This window comes from Pseudomonas sp. P108 (assembly GCF_032613195.1).
Lineage (GTDB): Bacteria > Pseudomonadota > Gammaproteobacteria > Pseudomonadales > Pseudomonadaceae > Aquipseudomonas.
Genome location: NZ_CP126691.1, coordinates 1,582,273 through 1,607,002 on the forward strand (window position 1 = coordinate 1,582,273; position 24,730 = coordinate 1,607,002).

The following is a 24,730-nucleotide window of genomic DNA, read 5'->3' on the forward strand; positions in this document are numbered from 1 at the left end:
TTCGCCGATGTGCGAGCTCTACGTCAAGGCTGACCCGATTCTCTACGAATCACGCTCGCGCTCGCTGCGTATCTGCGGCGTGGTGACCACGCTGCGCCTGGAGAATCAGTTCTGGGACATCCTCAGCGAAATCGCCGAGGTCGACGGTATGACCACCAACCAATTGATCGCCAAGCTGTATGAAGAGGTGATGGATTATCGCGGGGAAGTGGTGAATTTTGCTTCGTTCCTGCGGGTGAGTTGTATGCGCTATTTGAGTCAGCGGCGGGTGAATACGCCGGAGTTGTCGGTGGTGCGCGCGGTGGTGAAATAGCCGGCACCGAGTTGCCTCATTCGCGAGCAGGCTCGCTCCCACAGTAGCTCTTCAGTGAACACTCAGTATCCAGTGTGGGAGCGAGCCTGCTCGCGAAGAGGCCGGTACAGGCGACAGATGTTCTGGACTGGTCTTTACTCTGAAACGCGAAATCTCTCAATCGCCAAGGAGCAACGAGCATGTCCGGATGGTACGAAATCAGTAAAAGCAGCAACGGCCAGTTCAGGTTCGTGCTGAAAGCGGCGAATGCCGAAACGATTCTGACCAGCGAGCTGTACACCACTCGCGCAGCGGCCGACGGCGGCATCGCGGCGGTGCAAACCAACAGCCCGCTGGATGAGCGCTACGAGAAGAAGTCGACGAAGGACGGCCACCCGTACTTCAATTTGAAAGCCGCCAATCATCAGGTCATCGGCAGCAGCGAATCCTATTCCTCGGATGCAGCGTGCGATAAAGGTATTGCCAGCGTCAAAACGAACGGGCCAAGCAAAGTGATCAAGGACAAGACCTTGCCGGTGCTCTGACCTCACTTTCAAATCCACCAAAATCCCTGTGGGAGCGAGCCTGCTCGCGAAAGCGGTGTATCAGTCAACATCATCATCGACTGATACACCGTCTTCGCGAGCAGGCTCGCTCCCACATTGGGTTTTGCGTTTTACCGGGAGGTCAGCGCAAGGTTTTCAGGATCGTTTGCAGTTGAGTTTGGCCCGCTTCACTCAGCGGAAATACCGGCAAGCGCGGATCACCCACCTCCAGCCCGGTCTGCCGCAACCCAGCCTTGATCGTCGCCGGCAAGCCACCCTTGAGAATGAAATCCAGCAGCGGCAACTGGCGATAGAACAGATCCCGCGCCCGATCCAGATCGCCGGCCATGGCCGCGTCATAAAGATCCAGGTTCAACTGCGGAATAAGGTTCGGCGCCGCCGTGCACCAGCCTTTGGCCCCGGCGGCGAACGCTTCCAGCGCCAACGGATTGCAGCCGTTATAGAACGGCACCTGACCTTCACCAAGCAATTGCAGTTTGTGCATGCGCTGAATATCGCCGGTGCTCTCCTTGACCATGGTCACGTTTTCCACGGCATTGACGATGCGTAGAATCAAATCCACCGACATGTCGGTGCCGCTGGTGGCCGGGTTGTTGTAGAGCATGATCGGCACGCCGATACTCTCGCCGATCGCGCGGTAGTGGGCGAGGATTTCCGCCTCCGTGAGTTTCCAGTACGAAGCCGGCAGCACCATCACCACATCGCCGCCATGGGCTTCGGCGAAACGCGCGCGGCGTACGGCTTTGGCGGTGGTCAGGTCGGACACGCTGACGATCGTCGGCACGCGTTTGGCGACGTGCTTGATGCTGAACTCGGCGACCTGATCCCACTCCGCATCGCTCAGGTAAGCGCCTTCGCCGGTGCTGCCCAGCGGCGCGATGGCGTGGACGCCGCTATCGATCAGGCGATCGATCGATTGCCCGAGCGCTGGCAGGTCCAGCCCTTCGCCGTTGGCGCCGAACGGGGTGATGGTGTAGCCGATGATGCCGTGAATAGTGGACATGGGAATCTCTCCGTAACAGGTTTCAGTTCAGGCAATCGGCGTGTTGACGCAGGTTCTGCCGGGCGTAGTAGTTGAAGGCCGCGGCGTGACGTTTCGGCTTGGCGATCCAGTCGTGCGCCTCGCGGCCCAGCTCAGGGATGATCGGTTTGATCGTGCCGGCCGCCATCGCCAGCAGTTGCAGCTTGGCCGCGCGTTCGATCAATTGGGCGATGACACACGCCTCTTCAATCGTTGTGCCGGTCGACAGCTGACCGTGGTGCGAAAGCACAATCGCGCGTTTGTCGCCCAGTGCACCGGCAATCAACTCGCCTTCTTCGTTACCCACCGGCACACCCGGCCAGCCTTCGAGAAACGCGCAGTCGTCGTACAGTGGGCACAGATCCATGTGGGAAATCTGCAGCGGCACCTCCAGCATCGACAGCGCCGCGACGTGGGTCGGGTGGGTGTGAATGATGCAATTCACATCCGGGCGAGCGCGATACACCCAGCTGTGGAAACGGTTGGCCGGGTTGGCCATGCCGTGGCCTTCAAGGACTTCCAGATCCTCGTTGACCAGCAGCAGATTGCTCGCAGTGATTTCGTCGAAACCCAGGCCCAATTGCTGAGTGTAATAGGTGCCGGGCTGCGGGCCACGGGCAGTGATTTGCCCGGCCAGGCCTGAGTCGTGACCGTTCTCGAACAGAATCCGGCAGGTCAAAGCCAGCTTTTGCCGGTCTGTCCACGTATTATCCGCCAGGCTTTTTTGCATCTGGGTCAGCGCTTGCTTGACCAGTTGGTCTTTGGGTAGTGCTAATGTCTTGGCCATGTCTGTGTCCTTTGGGTGAGAGCAAATGACACGAAAGAGGCTATATGACACAAAGTGTCATTGGCAAGCACAAATCGTCGCTTCCTTGCTGGAATAACCGCCGCGCATGTCTATCCGTTTGAAATTATTGAGAAAAAAACTTGGCGTAACCCTTGAGGCACTGGCCGAAAAATCCGGCATGACCAAGAGTTATCTGTCGAAAGTCGAGCGCGGGCTGAACACGCCGTCGATTGCGGCCGCGTTGAAACTGGCGAAAGCGCTGAATGTGAAAGTCGAGGAATTGTTCTCCGAAGACAACGTCAGCCTCGACAGCTACAGCCTGGTGCGCAGCCACGAGCGCCAGTCACTCGCAGCGAATGATCAGAGCCCCGGTTATGCGGTGTTGGCCCATCAGGTCAGCGAGCGTAACTTGCTGCCGTTCATCATCTACCCGCCAAAAGAGTTCAGCGACAAGACCTTCAAGGAGCACTTGGGCGAGGAGTTTCTGTTCGTTCACGAAGGGCAGGTGGAAGTGGATTTCATGAACGAGAAGGTATTGCTGGAGCGCGGCGATGCGCTGCACTTCAATGCCCAGAAACCGCACCGGATCAGATCGGTGGGGGATGTGCAGGCGCAGTTGCTGGTGGTGGTGCACAGCGCCGAAGAATGAACCTTAGAGTCAAAAGATCGCAGCCTTCGGCAGCTCCTACAGTTGGAATGCGTTCCCCTGTAGGAGCTGCCGAAGGCTGCGATCTTTTGATCTTGCTTTAAACCTCGACGGGTACCGACAATTTCGGGCTGCCGAGCGCATGGCTCTTCGCATCAAAAAACCGCAACTCCACACCCGTGCCTTCGAACACCTGCGCGTAATGCCGCTTCTGATGCTGAACAAACGCCGCACTGCGCGGGTAAATCGAGATCGCCACCGTCGCAGGTTTCGCCAAACGCAACGCCCGAACAATGTGCGCATCCTGCTCGCCCAACGCATGACCAAAGATGCACAAACTGCCGCCATGCCCGAGCAACTGCTCATAACAGAACGACAGGTAATCCGAACTGCGAATGGTCTTGAGCTTGTCCGCACTCGGCCCTTCGGTAACGAACAGCGGCACGTCATCCAGCGTCTTTATCGTGTTGTTGATGGCGAAACTGCCGAGCAGCGTGCCTTCGGTTGACGTCAGTTTTCGCGCCGTGCCGTCCTGATTGCGCACCAGATGCAGGCCACCGTGCAGGTACAGCAAGCGCGGTTTGTCGGTGCCAGTTTCGCTCAGGTCGAAACTGGCATTCGGGCCGTTGAACAAATCGTCGATGGCTTCGCTGTTGTGCTGCAGTGCCCAGTAGTTGAGCAGGTCGTAATTGGTGGTGAACACCGTGCGATAGCGCGCCAGTTCTTCATTCAGCGTCGCCAGCGTCGAAGGCTTCACCAGACGCCACGGAATGTGCACGGCGTGCACGGTGTTGATCAACGCTTCCTTGATCGCGTAGTAACGATTGCGCGGCGCCGCTGAGCTGACGGCCAACGCTTTGTTGACCCGGCTGGTGGTTTTCAGCGCACCGAGAACCTGCTCGAAGCTGCGCGTTTGCATGGCGTCGAACACCGCCAGTTCCGACGGGCTCAGCGGTTTCTCCTCGACGGTTCGGGCGTTTTCGAACAGTGAGTCGTAGCCGAAGTCGTCCCATACCGCACGGCTGGCGCCATTGCCCACCAGCAGGCCGCTGAAGTCGGTCGCGGCGCGCAGGGTGTTCCAGTCTTCGAGGCTGGCGTCGACATCGAGAAAATCGGTCATTGCGTAGGCGGTCTCAAAACATAGGGGCTGATGGACGGCGACTTTATCACGAGCGGGCATTGAGCCAGATCAACATCACTCGTGACCGATCGGTCGATGCTGTGTCTATCCGCCGAACCGGAGCAGTCGATTCGGCCCCCTGTCAGGAGATGCGCGCATGACCAGCACCTTTTTCATTCCGGCGGTAAACATCATGGGCAACGGCTGCCTCGACGAAGCCATGGTCGCCATTCGCAACTACGGTTTTCGTAAAGCGTTGATCGTCACTGACGCGGGCCTGGCCAAGGCTGGCGTGGCGACGATGGTCGCCGAGAAACTGGCGATGCAGGACATCGATTCGGTGATCTTCGACGGCGCCAAACCCAACCCGAGTATCGCCAACGTCGAGTCGGGCCTGGGGCTGCTCAAGGAAAGTCGCTGCGATTTCGTCGTGTCGCTGGGCGGCGGCTCGCCGCACGACTGCGCCAAAGGCATTGCCCTGTGCGCGACCAATGGCGGGCAGATCAGCGATTACGAAGGCGTCGATCAATCGAGCAAACCGCAACTGCCGCTGATCGCGATCAACACCACTGCCGGCACTGCCAGCGAGATGACTCGTTTTTGCATCATCACCGACGAATCACGCCACGTGAAAATGGCCATCGTCGACCGCAATGTCACACCACTGCTGTCGGTCAATGACCCGGAATTGATGGTTGCCATGCCCAAAGGCCTGACGGCTGCCACCGGCATGGACGCACTGACCCACGCCATCGAAGCCTACGTCTCGACCGCTGCCAACCCGATCACCGATGCCTGCGCGTTGAAGGCGATGACCCTGATCAGCAACAACCTGCGCCTGGCCGTGCGCGATGGCAGCGACCTCGCCGCGCGGGAAAACATGGCTTACGCGCAGTTCCTCGCCGGCATGGCCTTCAACAACGCGTCCCTCGGTTACGTGCATGCGATGGCGCATCAATTGGGCGGTTTCTACGACCTGCCCCATGGCGTGTGCAATGCCGTGCTGCTGCCCCACGTGCAGACGTTCAATGCGCTGGTCTGTGCCGAGCGGCTGACCGATGTTGCCCACGCCATGGGCGCAGACATTCGTGGCTTCAGCCCCGAAGAGGGCGCCCAGGCGGCGATCAATGCGATCCGCTGCCTGGCCAAAGATGTCGAGATTCCCGGTGGTTTGCGTGAACTCGGCGCCAAGCTCAGTGACATTCCGCTGCTCGCGACCAATGCGTTGAAAGACGCCTGCGGTTTGACCAACCCACGGGCGGCCGATCAGCGCCAGATCGAGGAGATTTTTCGCAATGCGTTTTGAGAGGCCGGTCAGGTTGATTTCTTGACGGTCAGGTTTTGCCCTTGCCCTTGCCTTCAGCTGTCACCGTAAACGTTCGAACACGGACCCAGTCAGACAACTTCCCTTTGATGTTGTGAATGGCGGATATCCGGTTCAGTCCGGGAGGTAAGGGTTTTGTAACCTGAGTACGCCATTGCTTGAGGGGGTCGACGTCGGCTTTGGCAATCATCACGCCGGTGTCCAGATCGATAATGCTAACGAAGCCTTCAGCTTTTGTGACATCTCCCGAAAAGACCGGAACCGTATTCACCTGTGCGTCCTCTTTTGGTTCGGAAACTACCGGGACGTCGATTGCCGGCCGCAGCAGCACGGTATATCTGCGCTCCTCACTCCAGTCTGACTTGATGCCTTCCCATGTCTGGTGGGCGCGAATCTCCTGCTGACCCGGAGACTGGACACCGCTGATGCTAAACGCCCATCGTCCATTTGCGCTGACCTGTCCGTCACCGAGCGAATGCTTGTCTGCAATGCTCCAAACCTGCACTAGAGCACCCGGTATACCGCTGCCGAGAAACAGTGTTGCAACCCCCGTTTCGCTGTCCCTTTTGGGGTACGTGATGGTCGGGGGCGGGACAGGTTGCGTGTCGGGCTTGTCGGGAGTGCTCATTGTGTTTCTCGTTTCAGGCTGATTTGAAACGAAACACTGGCACGGCGTGTCCCGTTTAGAACCTGTAAGAACTACCAGTTTTTTAGCTTTTTTTGCTTGGGCGGTAATTTCTTTTTGTTCTAAAAAACTGTCATTTCTGTCAGTTGTCTGGCGTGGCTGCTTCGGATCGAATGCTCTGATAACGGGGTCGACTCCGATCTCTTCAGGAGCACGCGAACATGCCAGAAGCCACTACACGTAACGCACAACTCGCAGGTGAGCCGGATCAGACGTTTGCCCATTCAGGCCTGCAAACGCTGCAGTTTCCTGGCGCGCGCAAAACCATCGGTAACAGTGTCGCAGTGATGCCCTCGGGTCGGATCATGGTCAGTACAACGGTTATCGACGCATCGGGAGCCTCGAATTACGGACTTGCACGACTGCTCCCTGACGGTCATCTCGACACCGGCTTCGGCCAGGGCGGGTACCTTGGCGGCCAGTTTGCGAATGGTCGGTTATCACAGGGCGGGAGTCTGGTCGTCGATGCGAGCGGTGCATTCTGGTTGAGTGCAGTGCTCGCAAATGCAGCAGGCAAGCTCGAGCAAATCATCGCTCGATTCAAACCCGACGGTACGCTCGATCGTGATTTTGGTGATGAACAGTCGGGCTATCGAGTCGTGCCGATGCGTATTCCCACGCTGAACAATGCCACGGGCGGCCGCTTGATATTGGCCCAATCCACTCCAGCGAAATCGATGCCGGACAGATTGCTTTTCGTCACCTCCCAAGGGGGCAGCGGGTTGTTGGCGCGTTTCTTTCTGGATGGCAGGAATGATGACGATTTCGCTGAAAATGGCTGGATACCTCTGACGCTTCCAAGTGTGGCGATCACGTTGCACGGGGTCACGCAGTTGGACGGTGGGCAGATTCTTGTCCATGGCAAGACCGAAGTGACGAATCAGGGGCTGGTCATGGCTTACGACAGTTCCGGGCAGGTTGCCAAGCCGTTCGGCAAGGACGGTACCCTACTGCTGAAACTGGACAATGCCGGTGTACCGCTTGAAAGCTCGGTGAATCGTATCGTGGTGCAATCGGCGCAGCGCTTGTTATTGATCGGATCTGCCGTCGAGTCTTCCGCCGGGGAGAAACGTCAGCATGGCTTGATCAGCGGGATCAATCTCACTGGCCAGGCTGATCCAGAGTTTAATCTCGGTCTGCCAGTCATTACCCTTGCAAAGCAGCCGCTGGATCTTAAAAGCTGGAGCGCAGGGTTCGCGCTGAATGACTCCCCCGGCCCGAGAATCGTCACGGTCGGACAGACCTCGGAGGGCACACGAGGGTTGCTGACGGCTGGCTTTCTGGCCGATGGCGCAGTGGATCCGTTATTTGATGTCGAGGGTGCAGCCGAGATCCCGTGGATTGCGCAGGATGCCTGTCTGCAGGGGGCGTCAGTGCTGGTGCTGGGGCATAGAAATGAAGCGGCTCACCTGGTGCGATTGCTGACAGCGGCGAGTTGACGGGCGGGTTCATCACATTTTCGGTGTGATTGAAATCCGGGCTATCCTGCCGACTCGGAATAACCCCAGTCAGCGAGCCCTCCATGCTGCAAAAGAGCCTGATCCGCCGCCTCGACCTGATCACCCTGCAACTGTTCGTCGCCGTCCATGAAGAGGGCACGTTGACCCGCGCGGCCTCGCGCGAAGCCATCGCAGTGTCGGCGGCGAGCAAGCGGCTGATGGAGCTGGAAGAGGCGCTCGGGATCAGCCTGTTCGTGCGTCAGGCCAAGGGCATGACGCTGACGCCCGCCGGCGAAACGCTGCTGCACCATGCGCGGCAGATGTTGTTCAACGTCGAGAAAATGGGCCTGGAACTGGGTGAACACAGCCACGGCGTGCGCGGTTATGTGCGCATGCTGGCGAACCTGTCGGCGATCATTCAGTTTCTTCCCGAAGACCTGCGCGACTTCTCCGCGCAGCACCCGCAGGTCAAGACCGACCTTGAAGAGCGACCCAGTGCCGGGGTGATTCAGGGGGTGCTCGATGGCGTGGCGGATCTCGGCATCTGCTCCAACGACAGCGACACCAAAGGTCTGCGCAGCGTGTTGTACCGCGAGGACAAACTGGTGGTGGTCATGCTGCCAGAGCATCCCTTGGCCGCGCGTGAATCGGTGGCGTTCGATGAGACGCTGGACAGCGATTATGTCGGTTTGCACGCCGCCAGCTCGATCAATATGCGCACTCATGCGGCAGCGCGTCAGGCTGGCAAGGTGCTGCGCATTCGCATTCATGTGCCGGGGTTCGACGCGGTGTGCCGGATGGTCCAGGCCAACATGGGCATTGGCATTTTGCCGCAGCGCGCTTATGAATTGTTTGGTCAGGCGCTGGGTTTGCATGCGGTGCCGTTGATGGATGACTGGTCGGATCGTGCGTTGATCGTGGTGGTGCGGGATGAGGCGGGGTTATCGCCGGTGAGTCGGATGCTGTTTGAGCACTTGCGAGGGCAGGGCTCGTGAGATTCCCGGCGGTCTGATTGAGGAGATTGTCCGCAATGCCTTCTAACGCTTGTCGCCCATCGGCGCGAATCGCACGCAGAGCATCGTGCCGACAGCGAGCAAGGTGCACAGCAGCGACAGGCGCCAGGCCTGTGGGCTGGCGATCAGACTGGCCATCGCACCAATGATTGCCGCCATCGATTGATGAATGAACCCGCTCAGTGCCATCGCATAAGCACCGGCAATCGGCGCACCATCGTTGGCACGGGACAGGCTGATCGGGTAGTTCAACGATTGGCCGAACACGGCAACGCAATACGGCAGCCAAAACAGTAATGCGATGGAACTGGCCGTCAGACTGCCCAGCAACATCACGCTGCTACCGGCCAATACCAAACCTGCACCGACCGCCATCAACCACGCCTGACCGGTGCGCAGCACGAAGTGATTGACCGCCAGCGCGCCGAGAAAATAGGCAGCGCTGATGGGCCAGCCGAGCAGTCCGTAATCCACCGACGACCACGCGAATGGCCCCTGCAGAATCAGTGGCGCCGCAGTGTTGAATGCGATGATCACGCCGTAGCCCAAGCCACCGGCCAGAGCCGGCAGCAGAAACGCCCGGTGCAACAGGATTTGCCGATAAGCCGACCACGATGAGGCGCTGGCCGGTTCGTCAGCCATCGCTGGGAAAGTGACTCGCGCCACAATCAGCGCCATCAACAGGCACGTCACGCCGAGCAGATAGAAGATCGCCTGCCAGCCCAGTGTCACCTCGATCAGCGAGCCCATATATTGGCCGATGCCCAGCGCCACCACGAACGAAATCGAAATCCACGACAACGCCCTGGCCAGCAGATCGCCGCGAAAGCTGTCACGGATCAGCACCCGTGCCATCACTGAAATACCGCTGGCACCGACGCCTTGCATCAGTCGCAGCAGCAAAAACGCTTCAAGCGTCGAACCCGACGGCAACGCCAGATTGGCCACCCCGTAAATAACCAGCGCCGCCAATAACACCGGTTTGCGTCCGATGCGTTGGGCCAGGCTGCCCCAGAACAACATCGGCAGCGCCATGCCGATCAGGTACAGCGACAACCCCCACGACACCTTTGCAGCTTCCGCACCCAGGTATAGGGCGATCTCCGGTACTGCCGGCAAATAAATACTCATGCCCAACTGGGCGAGAAAAACCGTGCTGCAGGTGATCAGAAGGGTGACGCTGGCGTTCATGACTTGTCCCTGTTTTCAGTCGTCGAAATCGCAACGGTGGGTGCGCAACAGTCCGGTGATCAGTTCACAGAAGCGCCGAATCAGCGCCGGCTGCATGTCCGCGCGCAGCGTAATACGGATGGCGGCCTTGCCTTGAGCGACCACCGGGAAAAATACCGCGCTGGTGAAAAATCCCTGTTCGGCCAATTCACTGGCAATACGATTGGCCACGGCAGCCTGTGCGCACTTGATCAACCGAATGGCTATGTTGCTGTGGCACTGATCGGTGCTGATCAGGCTGTCGAAGAGGCGGATGTTAGCCGCAAGATTGCTTTGCAGCGTGACAAACTCGGCGCTGCGATGCAGGCGGATAGACGCTCTGCCGGCACCGATCGCCGCGCAGTTGAGACTCTGCGACCAGTTGCTTGGCCCGCCGTAGCGCTGAACAAGTGTTTTCTGTCGCTCGTTGCCCAGCATCACCAACCCGCCGCTGGCGCCAAACGACTTGGCCAGTGACGCGACGATCAGGCAGTCCTCCTCCAGCGCCGCCATCCGCGGCCGAACAAGTCCGGCGCCATGCTCACCGACAGCGGACAGCGCGTGAGAATCATCCAGATAAAGAAACAACCCGTAGCGATCCTTCAAGTACAGCAGACCGTCCATGTTGGCAACGCCGCCCATGCTGTACGCGCCGTCAGCGACATACGCCACGCGGCCGTGTTGCTGGCAGACGCGTTCGAGGAACTCCATGTCGTTGTGCGGCGCAGTCACCACGCGGGTTTCATCGGCGCACGCGGCCTTCAAATGATTCATCGAATAATGCGCGTAACGGTCAAATACCATCACCGGTGGCCGGCCTTCGGTGAAGATGCCGCTGGCCAGTAATGGCAGGATTCCGGCGCTGGCGGCGCTGCAAGACAAGGTGCTCAGGCAGACGGCATCGAACAGTTGCGACAATTCGTTCTCGTATTGCTCGAGAATTGCCAGTTTGCAGCGGTTCTTCGAGTTGGCGACGCGCAGGCTGCCGGTTTCGCGCAACGCGGTGATGGCACCCTCGAGCAGGGCAGGGTGATGATCGAGGCCAAGGTATGAGGTTGTGCAGAAATGATGGAGTTCACGTCCGTACTGATCAAGCAGGTGGTTGGGGCTCTTCACTTCGACATTGAGGCCAGCGACTTTGCCCAGTTCGGCGATGTCCCAATCGTGGTCGGCCAGGGCGATGATTTTGCGGAAATTGGAATACAGATTGGGCGTGTGCAACGGAAGATTCACAGGTGACATTCCTTGAGCGTAGCGATCCGTGGGGTGTTGCAATTTGTGTGTGTTGCCAGACTTTACAGAGCGAAAAGTCCGGCAAAAATCGGCTGTTTCCGCGAATCCTGAGAGGCGACGGAGTTTTGTTTGTAGGGCGAAGCGACGAAAATCTGTCGAGTAATCACCTTTCTGACGTGGGCGAAAAATCGCAATCCTGCCGACACTGACCAACCCCGGTCAGTGAGCCCGACTGGCTGATGACGGACCTGAGTTCAACGAAATCTCGCCCGAGCGTTCGCATTTCGCGAACGCTCATTGCCGAGAGAAGATTGGATTCTTCGTTTGGCGTTCCTCTAGCCTTGGCCACCTATTCCAAGAACAAGAGGTACCCCGCGATGACTGCCCCCTTGAGTGCGATCAAAGTGATCGAGATCGGCACCCTGATCGCCGCGCCGTTTGCCGCGCGCATGCTCGCCGAGTTCGGCGCCGAGGTGATCAAGATCGAAGCCATGGGTCAGGGCGACCCGCTGCGCAAATGGCGCAAGCTGCACGAAGGCACGTCGCTGTGGTGGTACCTGCAATCACGCAACAAGAAATCGCTGGCGCTCAACCTCAAATCCGCCGAAGGCATCGAACTGGTCAAGCAACTGGCCAGCGATGCCGACGTCATCATCGAAAACCTGCGCCCCGGTGCGCTGGAGAAACTTGGCCTGGGCTGGGACGTACTCCACGCGCTGAACCCCAATCTCACCCTCGTGCGCATTTCCGGCTACGGCCAGACCGGTCCGTACCGCGATCGTCCCGGCTTCGGCGCGATCGGCGAAGCGATGGGCGGCATTCGTTACACCACTGGCACTCCCGGTTCACCACCGGCGCGGGTCGGCGTCAGCCTCGGTGATTCGCTGGCCTCGCTGCACGCGGTGATCGGCGCGCTGATGTCGCTGTTGCGGGTCAAGACCGGGCAGGGCGGCGGGCAGATTGTCGATGTGTCGCTGGCCGAAAGCGTGTTCAACGTCATGGAAAGTCTGGTGCCGGAATACGACATGCAGGGCCATGTCCGCGAACGCAGCGGCGGCGCGTTGCCGGGTATCGCACCGTCCAACACTTACCTGACGGCTGACGGGGCCTATGTGGTGATTGCCGGCAACAGTGACCCGATCTACAAGCGTCTGATGCACACCATCGGCCGAGATGATCTGGCTGACGCCGAAGAATTCGCCCACAACGACGGTCGCGCCGCCAAGAGCGGTTTGCTCGACGCCGCCATCACTCATTGGACCAGCAGCCTGCCGATCGACGAGGTGCTCGCGGCGCTGGAAGCGGCTGAAGTGCCGGCCGGGCGCATTTATTCGGTGGCCGACATTGTGGCCGATCCGCACTATCAGGCACGCGACATGCTGCTCAATGCCGAGTTGCCCGGCGGTGCAACAGTGATGATGCCCGGCATCGTCCCGAAACTCTCGGAAACCCCCGGCGGCGTGAACTGGTCGGGGCCGAAACTCGGCCAGCACACCGACGGTATTCTTGCCGGCCTTGGCCTTACTGAACTCGACATCGAACGCCTGAAAAGCCAAGGGGTGGTGCAATGATCACGGACTATTCGCAAACCCTGATCGTCCAGGAAGTCTCGCCGCGCGACGGTTTGCAGATCGAGCCGACCTGGGTGGAAACCGCTGACAAGATCGCCCTGATCAATCAGCTGTCACTGGCCGGTTTCAGCCGTATCGAGGCCGGCTCGTTCGTGTCGCCGAAAGCGATTCCGGCGCTGCGTGATGGCGAGCAGGTTTTCACTGGCATTGAGCGACAGCCTGGGGTGATTTACGTCGCGCTGATTCCCAACCTCAAAGGTGCGCAACGTGCATTGGCGGCGGGTGCCGATGAGCTGAATCTGGTGATGTCCGCCAGCCAGACGCACAACATGGCCAACATGCGCATGCGCTGCGAGGATTCGCTGACGGCGTTTGCAGAGATTGTTGCGTTCGCCAGCGGTTCCGGCGTGCGCCTCAATGGCAGCATCGCCACCACGTTCGGTTGCCCGTTCGAAGGCCAGATCGACGAGGATCGCGTACTGCAAATCGTCGATGCTTATCAGGAGCTCGGGATTCAGGGCATTACCCTGGCCGACACCACTGGCATGGCCAATCCGCGTCAGGTCGACCGGTTGGTGCGGCGAGTGTTGCAGCGGGTTTCGGCGGCTGATCTGACCCTGCATTTCCACAACACCCGTGGTCTGGGATTGTGCAATGTGCTGGCGGCTTACGAGGCGGGGGCGCGACGTTTCGATGCGGCGCTTGGCGGTCTCGGTGGCTGTCCGTTTGCGCCGGGCGCGTCGGGCAATATCTGCACTGAAGACCTGGTAAACCTGTGCGATGAGATCGGTATTCACACCGGTATCGACTTGCCGCTGCTGCTGAAACTCTCGCGTGGCTTGCCGGATCTGCTGAGCCACGAAGTCCCCGGCCAACTGGCCAAGGCCGGGCGCAACTGCGACCTGCACCCGATTCCCACCTGACAACACCAATCCCCCTGTAGAAGTGAGCCTGCTCGCGATAGCGGTGTATCAATCACCGCAAATGTTGCCTGACACACCGCTATCGCGAGCAGGCTCACTCCTACAGTTAAAAACGCATACCAGACAACAAAAACAATCGGACGCCCACCGGCAGTCCGTCTGGAGAAAAGCTATGAGCCTCAATGTAATGGAGGCGGGCGCCCGTCCGTCCGTCGATCACGACGCCGAAAAAGCCTTGGTCAGCAAAGTCGCCTGGCGTCTGATGCCGCTGATCATGGTCTGCTACCTGTTCGCTTTTTTCGACCGCATCAACATCAGCTTCGCCAAGTTCCAGTTGCAGACCGATTTGAGCCTGAGCGACACCGCGTACGGCCTCGGCGCCGGGCTGTTCGTCGTCGGTTATGTGCTGTTCGAAGTGCCGAGCAACATGATGCTGTACAAGGTCGGCGCACGGCGCTGGATCGCGCGGATCATGATGTCGTGGGGCGTAGCGACAGCGGCGATGGTGTTCGTCAACAGCGAATGGCAGTTCTATGCGCTGCGCTTTGTGATCGGTGCGATGGAAGCCGGTTTTGCCCCGGGCGTGCTGTATTACCTGACGCTGTGGTTTCCGCAGCACTTCCGTGGCCGCATCACCTCGATGCTGTTTCTCGCCTCAGCGTTTGCCGGGCTGGTCGGCGCGCCGTTCTCCGGTCTGGTACTGGAACACCTCGACGGCGTGCTGCAAATGCGCGGCTGGCACTGGCTGTTCCTGCTCGGCGGTGTGCCGTGCATCGGCCTTGGTTTTCTGGTGCTCACGCTGCTCAAGGATCGCATCGAGGATGCGCACTGGCTGACGTCTGACGAGAAAAAAATGCTGTCCAGCCGCATCGCCCAGCATGAGCCGCACAAGAGCGGTGGGTCGTTGCTCGCGGCGTTGAAGATTCCCGGTTTTCTGACCTTGGGGCTGATCTACTTTCTGATCCAGGTGGCGTCCTACGGCTTGAACTTCTGGGCGCCACAGCTGATCCGCAGCGCCGGCACCGAGAGCCCGGTGATGATCGGTCTGCTGACGGCTATCCCGTACATTTGCGGGGCGATCAGCATGGTGGTGATCGGGCGTTTGTCGGATGCGACGGGCGAGCGGCGCAAATTTGTCGCCGGGCTGGTCATCGTCGGCGCGATCGGCTTTTTCAGTGCCGGGATTTTCGCCAGCCACACCACGTTTTTGATCGTTGCTCTTGGCTTGCTTGGCGCCGGGATCATCGCCTCGATTCCGAGCTTCTGGACGCTACCACCGAAGTTGCTGGCCGGGGCGGGCGCTGGTGCGGCGGGCGGGATTGCGGTGATCAACACGCTGGGGCAATTCGGCGGTATCGTCAGCCCGGTGATGGTCGGGCGGATCAAGGACCTGACCGGCAGCACCACGCCGGCGCTGTATGTGATTGGCGTGGCGGCGTTGATCGCTGCGGCACTGTTGCTGTGGGGCTTGCCGCAGAAGTTGCGCACGCTCGACAAGTTCTGAGATTGGCGGCGCCTGCAATGACACTTTCGCGAGCAGGCTCGCTCCCACATTTGAAATGCATTCCCCTGTGGGAGCGAGCCTGCTCGCGAAGACTGACTTCCAGAGACTGATAAATCACGGACTGATTCCATCAGTTAACAGCCACCCCATTTTTCTCAAACACACGAATCAACACCACGCTGGCAATCGCCAACATCGCCCCAACACCCGCAACGCCGTCAACGACTTCTCGCTACCAAGCGGGAAATGCACGTTGGTTTACTGATGATTCGGTTGAAAGCGCCGATACAGCAGGGGATAGTGCGCGGCTGAAAAGTGCTCAAGGAGCGGGAAGTGACAGTGAAGTCTGGCTGGATCGGGTGTGCGGCATTGTGCGGCTGGTTGCTGGCGGGGCAGGCATTCGCCGATTGCACACCGGCGCCAACCGCGCATGAGATGGATTTTTCCCTCTGCAAAGACTGGCCGGCGTATCCCGGGCTGACGCTCACCGCTGCTGCCAATTTCTCGCCCGATCCGGTGTATGGCAAGTCAGGGACTGTAGGGCTTTACGATCTGCGTTTGGCCTTGGTGGCGAGTGCAGACTCCAAGCCGTTAGCGAGCTTTTATCAGCCCTCCGCATTCTCTGTGGATGCCATCGCGCTTGATGAACTGAAATTCGATACCGCCCGCTATAAGCTCGCGCCGCAATTGCAGGCCTTTGGCGTGCGAGTACGGTTCAAAGGCTCTTCGCGCGTGAATCCTCTGGATCAAACCTGGTTGTCGCTCTATGTGAAAGACGGCAACGCATTGCGTCCTGTCATGAATCGGCTGGTGGTTTATGAATATGGCGGGGAGTGGGATGGCAATTGTGCGGGAGAGCGCTACGAGACTACGCGAACCGTGGCGCTGGCCAAGACCAGCAGCCATGGCTATGCCGATCTGATGATCAAAACGATCCGTAGCTCGACCGTTGGCGAGGGCGAGGGCGAGGCGTGTGTATCCAATACCGTCACGCAAAAACCGGTCTTGACGACACTTCGCTATGACGGCAAAAACTACGTAATGCCTGAAGATTTCAAAGGCCTCTAAGACCGATGTCTTTTACTCAAGGAAGAATAATGTTCTCGCGTACTACATTGCTGGGCTCTTTCATCGTGATGGGCCTTTTAACGATGGCCGCCCAAGCCCAGGCCGCCTGCGAAGTGAAGAAGTTCGACGGCCATTCCCTTTCGCGCTGCAAAGCGTGGCCGGCGTACAACGACCAGTCGATTGCGGCGAAATCTTCATTTCTCTCCGATTCGGGCGACGACGAAATGGGGGTGTTCGATCTGGAACTGGCGCTCGTCAGTTCGACAAGCGGCAAGAGCCTCGCTACTTATGCAAAGCCGGGCGCCTACAATTCCGATGCCATCAGCTTCGACGATCTGACAATCGATACGGCCCGCTACCGATTGGCAGCAGATGTCCGTGCATTCGGATTGCGTTCGAAATTCGCCAGTCACGGCTCCAGAGCCAATCCTTACGCAAAAACCGATTTGGCGTTATATGTGCGCGAAGGCAACAAGTTGCGCCCGGTGCTGGAAGGCTTGGTGATTCGCAAGGAGTTCGGCGAAGGGACGGATGAGTGTGCCACCGAAGACACGCAAATCCGCAGGACTGTTGATATCGGCGCGACGAGCCACCATGGTTTTGCCGATCTGATCGTCAGCTCGAGTGGTTCAGTTTACAAATCCTTCCTGTCGGGCAAGGAGTGCATCTCGAAAACGATCGATATGAAGAAAACTCGCGTCGTCCTGACCTACGACGGCCAGCAATACATCGTCCCCGAAGACCTCAGAGGTTACTGACCCGATGCTCACCGGCCTCAACCACCTGACACTCGCAGTTAGCGATTTGCACCGCAGCCTCGCGTTCTATCGCGATGTGTTGCAGCTGCGCGTTGAAGCCACGTGGGACGCCGGTGCCTATCTGTCGCTGCCCGGGCTGTGGTTGTGTTTGTCGCTTGATTCAACGCGCTCAAGCGAACCGTGCGCCGATTACACCCATTACGCTTTCAGCCTCACTGCAGCCGATTTTTCAACGTTCGTAGCAAAGCTAAAAGCGGTGAACGTGCAGGAATGGCGGGATAACCGCAGCGAAGGTGCGTCGTTCTATTTTCTCGATCCCGATGGCCACAAGCTCGAAGCGCATGTCGGCGATCTCGCTTCACGATTGGCAGTCTGTCGGCAAAAACCGTACGCCGGCATGCGTTTTTACGACGAGTCATGATCAGACACATTTGTCTGATATAGACTGGCGGCCACGTGTTTTGGCGCTTGCAGGTTTTCCATGACTCCATCGTTGCTAATGGCCGTGCTGGCCTCGGGTTTCATTTATGGCATCACGCCCGGGCCGGGTGTGCTGGCGGTGTTCGGCATCGGCGCAGCCCATGGGCGGCGGGCCGGGGCGGGGTTTCTCTGCGGGCATCTGCTCGGCGATGTGGTCTGGTGCAGCACGGCGCTGATTGCGATTGTCGGCGCCCGGGAAATCGGCAGCACCGCGTTTGATGTGCTCGGTGTGCTCAGCGGCTTGTACCTGTTCTGGCTCGGCTGGCGCGCGGTGCGGGCCCAGCGTCGCAACGGCGACGAACCCCAGGGCGCGGCGCGCAACCCGTTCTGGCACGGCATTCTGTTCGGTTTGACCAATCCCAAGGCTTATCCGGTGGCGGTGGCGACGTTCACCGCGCTGTTGTCGAGCCGCGCCGAACTGCTCAACTGGTCGATGCTGCCGGCGCTGATTGCCCTGAGTTTCCTCGGTGGCTTGCTGGCCTACGCTATTCTGATTGGCGTGGTTGGCGCGCAGCGGGTACGCACGCTGTATCAACGCCACGAACTGATGATCACTCGTTTGTGTGGCGTGATGTTTATCGGTTTTGCTATCAACGCGCTGCTGCATGCGCTGCCGGGGCTGATGCCGAACAAGGCTTGAAGGTGTGTGCAGGGATGCGCAATCAAGAGGTCAGGGATGGTTGATCAGTGCTGCATTGTCCGGACACCCACGCTGAACCATGGAAAGCCGAAATTCCACGCCGTTGGCGAGTTTTATCGATCTGTTGCTGGACGCCGTTTGTGCGGTCGACAAGCAAGGCCGCTTTGTTTTTGTCAGCGCCGCCTGCGAGCGTGTTTTCGGCTATTCGCCTGAAGAGTTGATCGGCCGGCAAATGATCGAGCTGGTGCACCCGGCGGATCGTCAACGCACCCTCGCTGCCGCCAACGAAATCATGGGTGGCGAACCCAAACTCAACTTTGAAAACCGGTACCTGCGCAAGGACGGCAGCGTCGTGCATATCCTCTGGTCGGCGCGCTGGTCGGAAGCCGATCAACTGCGCATCGCCGTGGCGCGCGACATCACCGAGCGCAAACAGGCCGAATCGCGCCAGGCTGCGCTGTATGCGATATCCGAAGCGGCCCATGCCGCGGAAGATTTGCTGGCGTTGTTCAAGCGCATCCACCTGATCATCGGCGAATGGCTGCCGGCGATGAATTTCTCCGTGGCGCTGTACGACGAGCACTGCGCACAACTGAATTTCCCTTATCACGTCGACGATCACGAATTGCAGCCCGAGCAACCGGGCACCGTCACCGGACGGCTGTGTACGGAAGTTATCCGTAGCGGCCAGCCGATTCTTCTTACGCCGGACAGTGCAGACTCCCCGGCTGATTTTGCCGAACTGGTGGCGGGGCAAAACTCGCCGTGCTGGCTCGGCGTGCCGTTGAAGTCGAAAAACGGCACCATCGGCGCCTTGATCGTCAAAAGCCTGCCCGGCGGCGAGCGCTACACCGAGCAAGACAAGGAACTGCTGCAATACGTTTGCGCCCAGGTCGCCACGGCCATCGAGCGTCAGCAATTGCACGCCCGCCTGCGACGTATGGCGCAGTACGACCAGCTGACGCAGCTGCCCAATCGTGAATTGCTGCGCGATCGCTTGAAGGCTGCGTTGGCCGGCGCACGCGAGCAATCAGGGCACATGGCCTTGTTGTATGTTGACCTGGACCGCTTCAAACAGGTCAACGACACCTTCGGCCATGGCGTCGGCGACATGCTTCTGCAAACCGTGGCCAACCGCCTAAAAGGCTGCGTGCGGGAAACCGACACGGTAGCCAGAATTGGCGGCGATGAATTTGTAGTGCTGCTGCACAGCGTTCAGGCTTCGGAAGATGCTGACGGCGTGGCGGAAAAAATCCGACAGGTACTGCTGCAGCCGATGCGTCTCGATGGCCACAACCTGCACATCGAACCGAGCATCGGCGTGGCCCGCTATCCAGAGCACGGCAGGGAGGAGCAGCAACTGTTCCGCCATGCCGATCAGGCGATGTACGCCGCCAAACGCCTGAACCATCACGCGTTGAATAGTTGATCCGGGGCCGCCGTTCGTCGCGGCGACTGCAACTTTTCTAAACCTTTGCGGCCCGGGAAATTCTCAATCTAGGCGGGCACCTGCTCGCCACGATCATTACCAAGAGGTAGAGAATCATGCCTAATTCAAGAAACTCGAACTCGGGAAACTTCGCCAACGATCGAACCAAGGCCTCTGAAGCAGGTCGCAAAGGTGGGAAAACCACCACAACGACCGTCGACAAAGAGCCAAAACCAGACATGGGCCGCAAGCCCGCTCAGAAATCGAAGTAGTCGGTGAAGGTAGTTTTGATTGAGAGGCGGGGGCGTAAGCTCCCGCTTGAATTTCGCAAGTAAGGAGGGCGCGACCATGAGCCGAATGGCCACCCGTATACGCACCATGAGTTTTGCATCGCTGTTGGGCCTGTGTGCCAGCAGTGCTTTTGCCCAGTCGCCCGCCGATTTCATCAACGATGCCTCAGCCAAAGGCATGGCTGACATCGAGGCCAGTCGTCTGGCCCACAGCAAAGCCGAATCGAAAGAGGTCAAGGACTACACCATCGTCGTCATCAACGACCGCACGACGGCAAACCAGCACTTGGCGAAAATCGCCAAGAAGCTCGACCTGCCCGTCGCGCCGCGTGAGGAACTGGCCGACAAGGCCAAAGAATTGATGCCACCAGTGACCGATGGCGCTTCCTTCGATCAGGCCTACGCCGCCAGTCAGGTCAAAGCCACTGAAGAGGCCATCGAGCAGATTCAGCAGCAAGCGCAGACCACTGACGTGCCGGAGATCAAGGCGTTTGCCGACGAGACCTTGCCAAAGCTGCAAAGTCATCTGGAAATGGCTCGCGCGCTGCAGGCAAGCCGCTAACCAGGATCAAAAGATCGCAGCCTTCGGCAGCTCCTACACCAAACTTTGTAGGAGCTGTCGAAGGCTGCGATCTTTTGCTTTCAATCCTCAACACTCATTCAAATCCTGCTTCGACTTACTCTTCTCGCCCAACCCCTCAAGATTAAAAACCTCACCCTCGCCCAACGAGCGGTAGTGCCTGCGCAACGCCTCCAGCTGCTTCAAGTCCAGCGCCTCCAGCCCGAGCATCGCGTTCTGCGCTTCTTTGGTCACCAAGAGCAATTCATCGATTTTCAAATGGAGAATGTCGGTGTCGCGGTTCTGCGTGTTCTGGATCAGGAACACCATCAGGAACGTGATGATGGTGGTCGAGGTGTTGATGATCAGTTGCCAGGTGTCGTTGTAATCAAAGACCGGCCCGCTCATTCCCCACAACCCGATCAGGATCAATGCGCCCATGAAGGTCTTGGGACTACCGGCCACCATCGCGAGCTTCTGGGAGATTTTTGCGAATTTCATAGCGGTGTTCCTTATTGGGGGAGTGCTTGAAATTCAGACATTGGCGGCGTTATGAAAATTCTACTGATGTGCAAGATGTCCCTGAAAAACCGGCCTCACGGCCGGTTTTGGCATTGGTACTCTAAAGCTTGATTTCAATGTCGACGGTCCAGTGGAAATAACCCACCACCTCACACTGCTGATTGACCAACATGAAACTCAGTTCGCATTGCACGTCGCCGGGTTTCTTCGGCGTGCAGGTCCAGAAATGGTCATCAGCCTGTCGGCTGCCCGGTGTTGTCGGGTCGTCCGGGTTGGGCGCGGGCACGGTCAGGTCGGTATGAATTTGCAAGTCAGGTTCGGAAAGCACGCCGCTGTCAGCAACTGTCATGCGGTACACAACCACACTGTGTTCGGCGATCAGGCTGACGGAGCGTCCACGAACGTGCAGGTCTCGGCCAACTTCTGAATGGATTATTGGTTTGCTGTCATTTATGACTATTTCTTTCGAGTTATTACCCGTGGCGAAGAAGATAAATCCATCGGTAATGCTCGTCGGCGCGGCGGCGTCCAGACTTGGATTTGGATAACGCTTCAGTACTGATTCGGCATCGACGATCAGCAACACATTGTGTGCGTCAGTGATGGCGGATGAGGGTGACGGGATCGGTTCGCTGGTCATCATGGATTCCTTTCATGATGTTGGCACAAGACGAAAGCCGCTTCGGCCAAGGCAAGACTTCCTGTTCCGGCCGCAGCGGCAGCGGATCGGTTGAGCCCCTTGTCGCCAAAGGGCTCGACACATCATCAGTTATGGATGGAGATGAACGGATCCCACGAGCAGCAGCCGATGATCTGGCAGTTGCGATCGACGATCAGGAAGTGGAAGTGATACGTCACGCGACCACAGTCCAGGGTTTCGGATGACCAATAGTGGTTGTCGACTTTCTGGCAGCTTGGCACGGATGGATTGCTTGTGTTGGGCACAGCAACGCACGCTGTGGCCTTGCGCGGGGAGGGGGGCGAGATCAGGTTCTCCCCGGCGTTGGGGATGAATTTGTAGAAAATCACCGCCTGTTCGAAGCTCTGCGACAGGCTGGTTTCGCGCCAGCGAATCAGATCGCCGACCTGAGCCTTGAGGTCCAGTTCGCCACCGGCCTGGCCACTGACGACGTTGTCCTGATTGGTGACCATGTACACATGTTTCCAATCGATCAGCGTGGGGTTCTTCGGATCCTTGCTGATGTTTGGATACTTTTTCAGAATGGTTTCGGTGTCGATGGAAACCAGAATATCCGTCACTCGAGACATGGTGATGCTCCTTTTTCATAGTGAACGTCGGACTGCAGTCCAGGCACGACGACGCTTGCTTGCCGTATGGCTTTTGCCAGCACACTACTGGGGGGAACCCACTGATCACGAGAAATGAACAGGCCGTGCTCCTTGCACGAAATCAACTGATTCGGGTTCCTTCCGATTGCCGCTCCTTGACTATAGGTACGTTTTTTAAGCTGTCAAAATCGCTTTTGTCTGGCTCGACGGACGGTCATTCAATGCATGAGAACCAACTTATTGGCGATAAGCCGACGGGGTGTTCAGACACCCTTTGCAATTCAGTCGCTCTGGAACTGTTTGCTGTGCGGCCTGTATCGTGACGCACCGCTGGTACGCCCCCCGACAGGAGAACGCAATGAGTTGGTCCGCCAAACAATACGTCGCTTTCGAAGATGAACGCACCCGCCCGGCCCGCGATCTGCTGGCGGCGATTCCCACGTCTGAAGCGCGAACAGTGGTCGATATCGGTTGTGGTCCCGGTAACTCGACTGAGTTGTTGGTGCAGCGTTTTCCCGGTGCGAAGGTCAGCGGGCTGGACAGCTCGGCAGACATGATCGACGCGGCTCGCAGGCGCTTGCCGGATTTGCGCTTCGATGTCGCCGAAATTGATAAATGGGCCGATTCAGGGCCGTTTGATGTGATCTTCGCTAATGCCGTATTGCAATGGGTGCCGGATCACGCGACGTTGTTGTCGGCGTTGGCCAGCAAGTTGTCGGCCGGTGGCAGCCTGGCGATCCAGATGCCGGATAACCTCAATGAACCCTCCCACCGTTTGATGCGTGAAGTCGCTGCTGATGGTCCGTGGGCGAGCAAGCTTTCAGGCGCTGCGGGGCAACGTACCGACATGGCGAGCGCCAGTGATTATTTCTCGATGCTGCGGCCACACTGTGCGCGGGTCGATGTGTGGCGTACGACCTATCACCATCAGTTGTCTGGCGGGGCGGCGGGAGTGGTGGAATGGTTCAAGGGGAGCGGGTTGATTCCGTTTTTAAGTCCGTTGAGCGAAGCGGAAAAGGCGCAGTACCTGAAGCAGTATCTGGCGGAGGTTGAGAAGGCTTATCCGGCATTGGCGGATGGCTCGGTGTTGTTGCCATTCCCACGGTTGTTTATCGTCGCGACTCGCTGAAATAAATTGGACCCCTCACCCCAGCCCTCTCCCGAGGGAGAGGGAGCCTTGGTGTTGCTTGCAAAACCTGAGTTCGCCTCGATTTCGCATGTCGGCGTAACCCTAGAGAACAACTCGGTAAGTCCCCTCTCCCCCTGGGAGAGGGTTAGGGTGAGGGCTTCTCAAGCTGCAAACCCGCTCAGCGCTGCACCGCCACCAACATCATCATCGGCCGCTCCCGCTCTTCCGCCAGCGCCGGTTGCGCCGCCACTTCAGCTTCGCTCGGGCCCCATTCGTTGACATGACGAATCGAAAACCCCGCATCGATCAGCGAATTGAGCAATGTCCCAACCGTACGATGCTGCTTGATCACGCCCTCAGCCAACCAGTTCGTAACCCGCTCACCCTCCAACTGATAGCTGTCCAGCGGCCAACGCTTGTTACCTTCAGCGTCAATCAACCAACCCGGATTACGCGGCGCCATAAAGATTGGATGCTCAATGGAAAACACAAAGTGCGAACCCGGTTTCAGCGCCGCGTACAGGTGAGCAAACAGCCCCGGCAAATCCTTGATGTAATGCAGCGCCAACGAGCTGTAAGCCAGATCAAAACTGCAGGCGGGCAGGTCGAGCTGTTCCAGATCGGCGCGCTCATAGCGAATATTCGCCGCCGTCGTGGTCTCCCGCGCCCGCTCCAGCATCTTCTCCGAGACATCAAGCCCCAAGACACTGGCCGCACCATTCTCAATGGCCCAGCGACTGAACCAGCCATAACCGCAGCCCAGATCCACCACGTTCAGGCCGTGCATGGAGGGCAACAGCGCCTTGAGCGCTGGCCACTCCGGCGCCGCGTCGAGACCGCCGATTGAACGGTTCATCTGGCTGTAGCCCTGGAAAAACTCGGGATCGTCGTAAATGTTTTGCGTCATGGTGAAGGCTCTTTTGAGTTCGGTCGTCAGCGGCAAAGTGGCCGCGATTGGAATCCCTCGAAAGTGATGGCGCGTATTCGTCGATGGCCGCGCAGGGGGGAGGGTGGTGGGTGATGGGGAAATGCTAGTCGGTTGGGCGGGAGGTGAAAACCGGTGGAGTGTTGTGGATCTGTAATGTCGGGGAAATCGCAATGTTTTATCGCCGCGTAAACGTCTTCCGAGCGAAGTGTTTAAAGGCGTGCAGTGTTACGTCCTGAAGCCTACAAATCCTTGCGCCGTTGCCTACCGCTACGCCAGAATCCGCCGGCTTGTGCGCTTTAGGGGC

Annotated in this window: 27 protein-coding genes; 17 read left to right on the forward strand and 10 right to left on the reverse strand. The window is 58.6% G+C overall.

What is annotated here, in order from left to right; all coding sequences use genetic code 11:
- The first annotated feature begins 7 nt into the window (after window positions 1–7).
- Complete coding sequence (locus QOM10_RS06920) at window positions 8–313, forward strand: ribbon-helix-helix domain-containing protein (protein WP_223027170.1); 306 nt, start codon at window positions 8–10, stop codon at window positions 311–313.
- A gap of 179 nt (window positions 314–492) precedes the next feature.
- Window positions 493–837, forward strand: coding sequence for a YegP family protein (locus tag QOM10_RS06925; RefSeq protein WP_150749345.1), 345 nt, complete (start codon window positions 493–495; stop codon window positions 835–837).
- 142 nt (window positions 838–979) lie between these two features.
- On the opposite strand, the gene QOM10_RS06935 is transcribed toward QOM10_RS06925, so the two are convergent.
- Window positions 980–1,861 (reverse strand): dihydrodipicolinate synthase family protein, encoded by an 882-nt coding sequence (locus QOM10_RS06935; protein ID WP_316917782.1) that lies wholly within the window; start codon window positions 1,859–1,861, stop codon window positions 980–982.
- Between the two features lie 22 nt (window positions 1,862–1,883).
- Entirely contained in the window at window positions 1,884–2,666 is a 783-nt protein-coding gene (locus tag QOM10_RS06940) for an aldolase (RefSeq protein ID WP_077571483.1), read from the reverse strand.
- Window positions 2,667–2,772: 106 nt separating this feature from the next.
- Between QOM10_RS06940 and QOM10_RS06945 the strand changes: the two genes are divergently transcribed.
- Window positions 2,773–3,315 (forward strand): helix-turn-helix domain-containing protein, encoded by a 543-nt coding sequence (locus QOM10_RS06945; protein WP_102900220.1) that lies wholly within the window; start codon window positions 2,773–2,775, stop codon window positions 3,313–3,315.
- 97 nt (window positions 3,316–3,412) lie between these two features.
- Here QOM10_RS06945 and QOM10_RS06950 read toward each other — a convergent pair whose 3' ends face one another.
- Window positions 3,413–4,432, reverse strand: coding sequence for a DUF4917 family protein (locus QOM10_RS06950; RefSeq protein ID WP_316917783.1), 1,020 nt, complete (start codon window positions 4,430–4,432; stop codon window positions 3,413–3,415).
- Between the two features lie 157 nt (window positions 4,433–4,589).
- Between QOM10_RS06950 and yiaY the strand changes: the two genes are divergently transcribed.
- Window positions 4,590–5,738, forward strand: a complete 1,149-nt coding sequence (gene yiaY / locus QOM10_RS06955) for an L-threonine dehydrogenase (RefSeq protein ID WP_316917784.1) — start codon at window positions 4,590–4,592, stop codon at window positions 5,736–5,738.
- 28 nt (window positions 5,739–5,766) lie between these two features.
- Here the strand turns inward: yiaY and QOM10_RS06960 are convergent, their stop codons facing one another.
- A complete protein-coding gene (locus tag QOM10_RS06960) occupies window positions 5,767–6,384 on the reverse strand; it encodes a hypothetical protein (protein WP_150773845.1) in 618 nt (205 codons plus the stop codon).
- Between the two features lie 218 nt (window positions 6,385–6,602).
- Here QOM10_RS06960 and QOM10_RS06965 point away from each other — a divergent pair, with 218 nt between their 5' ends.
- Entirely contained in the window at window positions 6,603–7,880 is a 1,278-nt protein-coding gene (locus QOM10_RS06965) for a hypothetical protein (protein WP_150749340.1), read from the forward strand.
- An 83-nt stretch (window positions 7,881–7,963) separates the two neighbouring features.
- The gene (locus QOM10_RS06970) at window positions 7,964–8,875 is read left to right on the forward strand and encodes a LysR family transcriptional regulator (RefSeq protein ID WP_127926159.1); all 912 of its coding nucleotides are present in this window, start codon (window positions 7,964–7,966) and stop codon (window positions 8,873–8,875) included.
- A 42-nt stretch (window positions 8,876–8,917) separates the two neighbouring features.
- Here the strand turns inward: QOM10_RS06970 and QOM10_RS06975 are convergent, their stop codons facing one another.
- Together QOM10_RS06975 and QOM10_RS06980 are read right to left on the reverse strand one after the other, a co-directional pair.
- A complete protein-coding gene (locus tag QOM10_RS06975; protein ID WP_316917785.1) occupies window positions 8,918–10,084 on the reverse strand; it encodes an MFS transporter in 1,167 nt (388 codons plus the stop codon).
- Between the two features lie 15 nt (window positions 10,085–10,099).
- Entirely contained in the window at window positions 10,100–11,335 is a 1,236-nt protein-coding gene (locus QOM10_RS06980) for an aminotransferase class I/II-fold pyridoxal phosphate-dependent enzyme (protein ID WP_238704382.1), read from the reverse strand.
- A gap of 377 nt (window positions 11,336–11,712) precedes the next feature.
- Between QOM10_RS06980 and QOM10_RS06985 the strand changes: the two genes are divergently transcribed.
- From QOM10_RS06985 to QOM10_RS07030, 10 genes are all read left to right on the forward strand, one after another.
- Window positions 11,713–12,906 (forward strand): CaiB/BaiF CoA-transferase family protein, encoded by a 1,194-nt coding sequence (locus QOM10_RS06985; protein ID WP_316917786.1) that lies wholly within the window; start codon window positions 11,713–11,715, stop codon window positions 12,904–12,906.
- Window positions 12,903–13,829 carry a hydroxymethylglutaryl-CoA lyase gene (locus QOM10_RS06990; protein WP_316917787.1) on the forward strand — a complete coding sequence of 309 codons (927 nt, stop codon included), beginning with the start codon at window positions 12,903–12,905 and terminating at the stop codon, window positions 13,827–13,829. The genes QOM10_RS06985 and QOM10_RS06990 overlap by 4 nt, the downstream gene beginning before the upstream one ends.
- Before the next feature lie 172 nt (window positions 13,830–14,001).
- Window positions 14,002–15,333, forward strand: a complete 1,332-nt coding sequence (locus tag QOM10_RS06995) for an MFS transporter (RefSeq protein WP_316917788.1) — start codon at window positions 14,002–14,004, stop codon at window positions 15,331–15,333.
- A gap of 333 nt (window positions 15,334–15,666) precedes the next feature.
- Window positions 15,667–16,401, forward strand: a complete 735-nt coding sequence (locus QOM10_RS07000; protein WP_316917789.1) for a hypothetical protein — start codon at window positions 15,667–15,669, stop codon at window positions 16,399–16,401.
- Window positions 16,402–16,430: 29 nt separating this feature from the next.
- Complete coding sequence (locus QOM10_RS07005) at window positions 16,431–17,159, forward strand: hypothetical protein (protein ID WP_316917790.1); 729 nt, start codon at window positions 16,431–16,433, stop codon at window positions 17,157–17,159.
- A gap of 4 nt (window positions 17,160–17,163) precedes the next feature.
- Window positions 17,164–17,580 (forward strand): fosfomycin resistance glutathione transferase, encoded by a 417-nt coding sequence (gene fos / locus QOM10_RS07010; RefSeq protein WP_127926166.1) that lies wholly within the window; start codon window positions 17,164–17,166, stop codon window positions 17,578–17,580.
- Window positions 17,581–17,640: 60 nt separating this feature from the next.
- Window positions 17,641–18,279, forward strand: a complete 639-nt coding sequence (locus tag QOM10_RS07015) for a LysE family translocator (protein ID WP_127926167.1) — start codon at window positions 17,641–17,643, stop codon at window positions 18,277–18,279.
- Between the two features lie 79 nt (window positions 18,280–18,358).
- Window positions 18,359–19,708, forward strand: coding sequence for a bifunctional diguanylate cyclase/phosphodiesterase (locus QOM10_RS07020; protein ID WP_316917791.1), 1,350 nt, complete (start codon window positions 18,359–18,361; stop codon window positions 19,706–19,708).
- Between the two features lie 116 nt (window positions 19,709–19,824).
- Complete coding sequence (locus QOM10_RS07025; RefSeq protein WP_007911485.1) at window positions 19,825–19,980, forward strand: KGG domain-containing protein; 156 nt, start codon at window positions 19,825–19,827, stop codon at window positions 19,978–19,980.
- Window positions 19,981–20,056: 76 nt separating this feature from the next.
- On the forward strand, window positions 20,057–20,560 hold the full coding sequence (locus QOM10_RS07030) for a DUF4142 domain-containing protein (protein ID WP_150749331.1): 504 nt from the start codon (window positions 20,057–20,059) through the stop codon (window positions 20,558–20,560).
- Between the two features lie 87 nt (window positions 20,561–20,647).
- On the opposite strand, the gene QOM10_RS07035 is transcribed toward QOM10_RS07030, so the two are convergent.
- From QOM10_RS07035 to QOM10_RS07045, 3 genes are all read right to left on the reverse strand, one after another.
- Window positions 20,648–21,058 (reverse strand): low affinity iron permease family protein, encoded by a 411-nt coding sequence (locus QOM10_RS07035; RefSeq protein ID WP_316917792.1) that lies wholly within the window; start codon window positions 21,056–21,058, stop codon window positions 20,648–20,650.
- 121 nt (window positions 21,059–21,179) lie between these two features.
- A complete protein-coding gene (locus QOM10_RS07040) occupies window positions 21,180–21,719 on the reverse strand; it encodes an AidA/PixA family protein (protein ID WP_316917793.1) in 540 nt (179 codons plus the stop codon).
- Window positions 21,720–21,844: 125 nt separating this feature from the next.
- Window positions 21,845–22,348 (reverse strand): inclusion body family protein, encoded by a 504-nt coding sequence (locus QOM10_RS07045; RefSeq protein WP_016982769.1) that lies wholly within the window; start codon window positions 22,346–22,348, stop codon window positions 21,845–21,847.
- A 379-nt stretch (window positions 22,349–22,727) separates the two neighbouring features.
- Between QOM10_RS07045 and tam the strand changes: the two genes are divergently transcribed.
- Window positions 22,728–23,498, forward strand: a complete 771-nt coding sequence (tam, locus tag QOM10_RS07050) for a trans-aconitate 2-methyltransferase (protein WP_316917794.1) — start codon at window positions 22,728–22,730, stop codon at window positions 23,496–23,498.
- A 178-nt stretch (window positions 23,499–23,676) separates the two neighbouring features.
- Here tam and QOM10_RS07055 read toward each other — a convergent pair whose 3' ends face one another.
- Window positions 23,677–24,405, reverse strand: a complete 729-nt coding sequence (locus QOM10_RS07055) for a class I SAM-dependent methyltransferase (RefSeq protein WP_212622780.1) — start codon at window positions 24,403–24,405, stop codon at window positions 23,677–23,679.
- Window positions 24,406–24,730: the final 325 nt, after the last annotated feature.

Bases quoted from the DNA above. Each gene is read 5' to 3' on its own strand.
- QOM10_RS07025 (WP_007911485.1), top strand. From the start codon at position 19,825: ATGCCTAATTCAAGAAACTCGAACTCGGGAAACTTCGCCAACGATCGA.
- tam (WP_316917794.1), top strand. From the start codon at position 22,728: ATGAGTTGGTCCGCCAAACAATACGTCGCTTTCGAAGATGAACGCACC.
- QOM10_RS06920 (WP_223027170.1), top strand. From the start codon at position 8: ATGTGCGAGCTCTACGTCAAGGCTGACCCGATTCTCTACGAATCACGC.
- QOM10_RS06935 (WP_316917782.1), bottom strand. From the start codon at position 1,861: ATGTCCACTATTCACGGCATCATCGGCTACACCATCACCCCGTTCGGC.
- QOM10_RS06960 (WP_150773845.1), bottom strand. From the start codon at position 6,384: ATGAGCACTCCCGACAAGCCCGACACGCAACCTGTCCCGCCCCCGACC.
- QOM10_RS07030 (WP_150749331.1), top strand. From the start codon at position 20,057: ATGAGCCGAATGGCCACCCGTATACGCACCATGAGTTTTGCATCGCTG.
- QOM10_RS07055 (WP_212622780.1), bottom strand. From the start codon at position 24,405: ATGACGCAAAACATTTACGACGATCCCGAGTTTTTCCAGGGCTACAGC.
- QOM10_RS07005 (WP_316917790.1), top strand. From the start codon at position 16,431: ATGTTCTCGCGTACTACATTGCTGGGCTCTTTCATCGTGATGGGCCTT.
- QOM10_RS07020 (WP_316917791.1), top strand. From the start codon at position 18,359: ATGGAAAGCCGAAATTCCACGCCGTTGGCGAGTTTTATCGATCTGTTG.
- QOM10_RS06940 (WP_077571483.1), bottom strand. From the start codon at position 2,666: ATGGCCAAGACATTAGCACTACCCAAAGACCAACTGGTCAAGCAAGCG.
- QOM10_RS07035 (WP_316917792.1), bottom strand. From the start codon at position 21,058: ATGAAATTCGCAAAAATCTCCCAGAAGCTCGCGATGGTGGCCGGTAGT.
- fos (WP_127926166.1), top strand. From the start codon at position 17,164: ATGCTCACCGGCCTCAACCACCTGACACTCGCAGTTAGCGATTTGCAC.
- yiaY (WP_316917784.1), top strand. From the start codon at position 4,590: ATGACCAGCACCTTTTTCATTCCGGCGGTAAACATCATGGGCAACGGC.
- QOM10_RS06990 (WP_316917787.1), top strand. From the start codon at position 12,903: ATGATCACGGACTATTCGCAAACCCTGATCGTCCAGGAAGTCTCGCCG.
- QOM10_RS06945 (WP_102900220.1), top strand. From the start codon at position 2,773: ATGTCTATCCGTTTGAAATTATTGAGAAAAAAACTTGGCGTAACCCTT.
- QOM10_RS07015 (WP_127926167.1), top strand. From the start codon at position 17,641: ATGACTCCATCGTTGCTAATGGCCGTGCTGGCCTCGGGTTTCATTTAT.
- QOM10_RS06975 (WP_316917785.1), bottom strand. From the start codon at position 10,084: ATGAACGCCAGCGTCACCCTTCTGATCACCTGCAGCACGGTTTTTCTC.
- QOM10_RS06950 (WP_316917783.1), bottom strand. From the start codon at position 4,432: ATGACCGATTTTCTCGATGTCGACGCCAGCCTCGAAGACTGGAACACC.
- QOM10_RS07040 (WP_316917793.1), bottom strand. From the start codon at position 21,719: ATGACCAGCGAACCGATCCCGTCACCCTCATCCGCCATCACTGACGCA.
- QOM10_RS07045 (WP_016982769.1), bottom strand. From the start codon at position 22,348: ATGTCTCGAGTGACGGATATTCTGGTTTCCATCGACACCGAAACCATT.
- QOM10_RS06925 (WP_150749345.1), top strand. From the start codon at position 493: ATGTCCGGATGGTACGAAATCAGTAAAAGCAGCAACGGCCAGTTCAGG.
- QOM10_RS06985 (WP_316917786.1), top strand. From the start codon at position 11,713: ATGACTGCCCCCTTGAGTGCGATCAAAGTGATCGAGATCGGCACCCTG.
- QOM10_RS06995 (WP_316917788.1), top strand. From the start codon at position 14,002: ATGAGCCTCAATGTAATGGAGGCGGGCGCCCGTCCGTCCGTCGATCAC.
- QOM10_RS06970 (WP_127926159.1), top strand. From the start codon at position 7,964: ATGCTGCAAAAGAGCCTGATCCGCCGCCTCGACCTGATCACCCTGCAA.
- QOM10_RS06965 (WP_150749340.1), top strand. From the start codon at position 6,603: ATGCCAGAAGCCACTACACGTAACGCACAACTCGCAGGTGAGCCGGAT.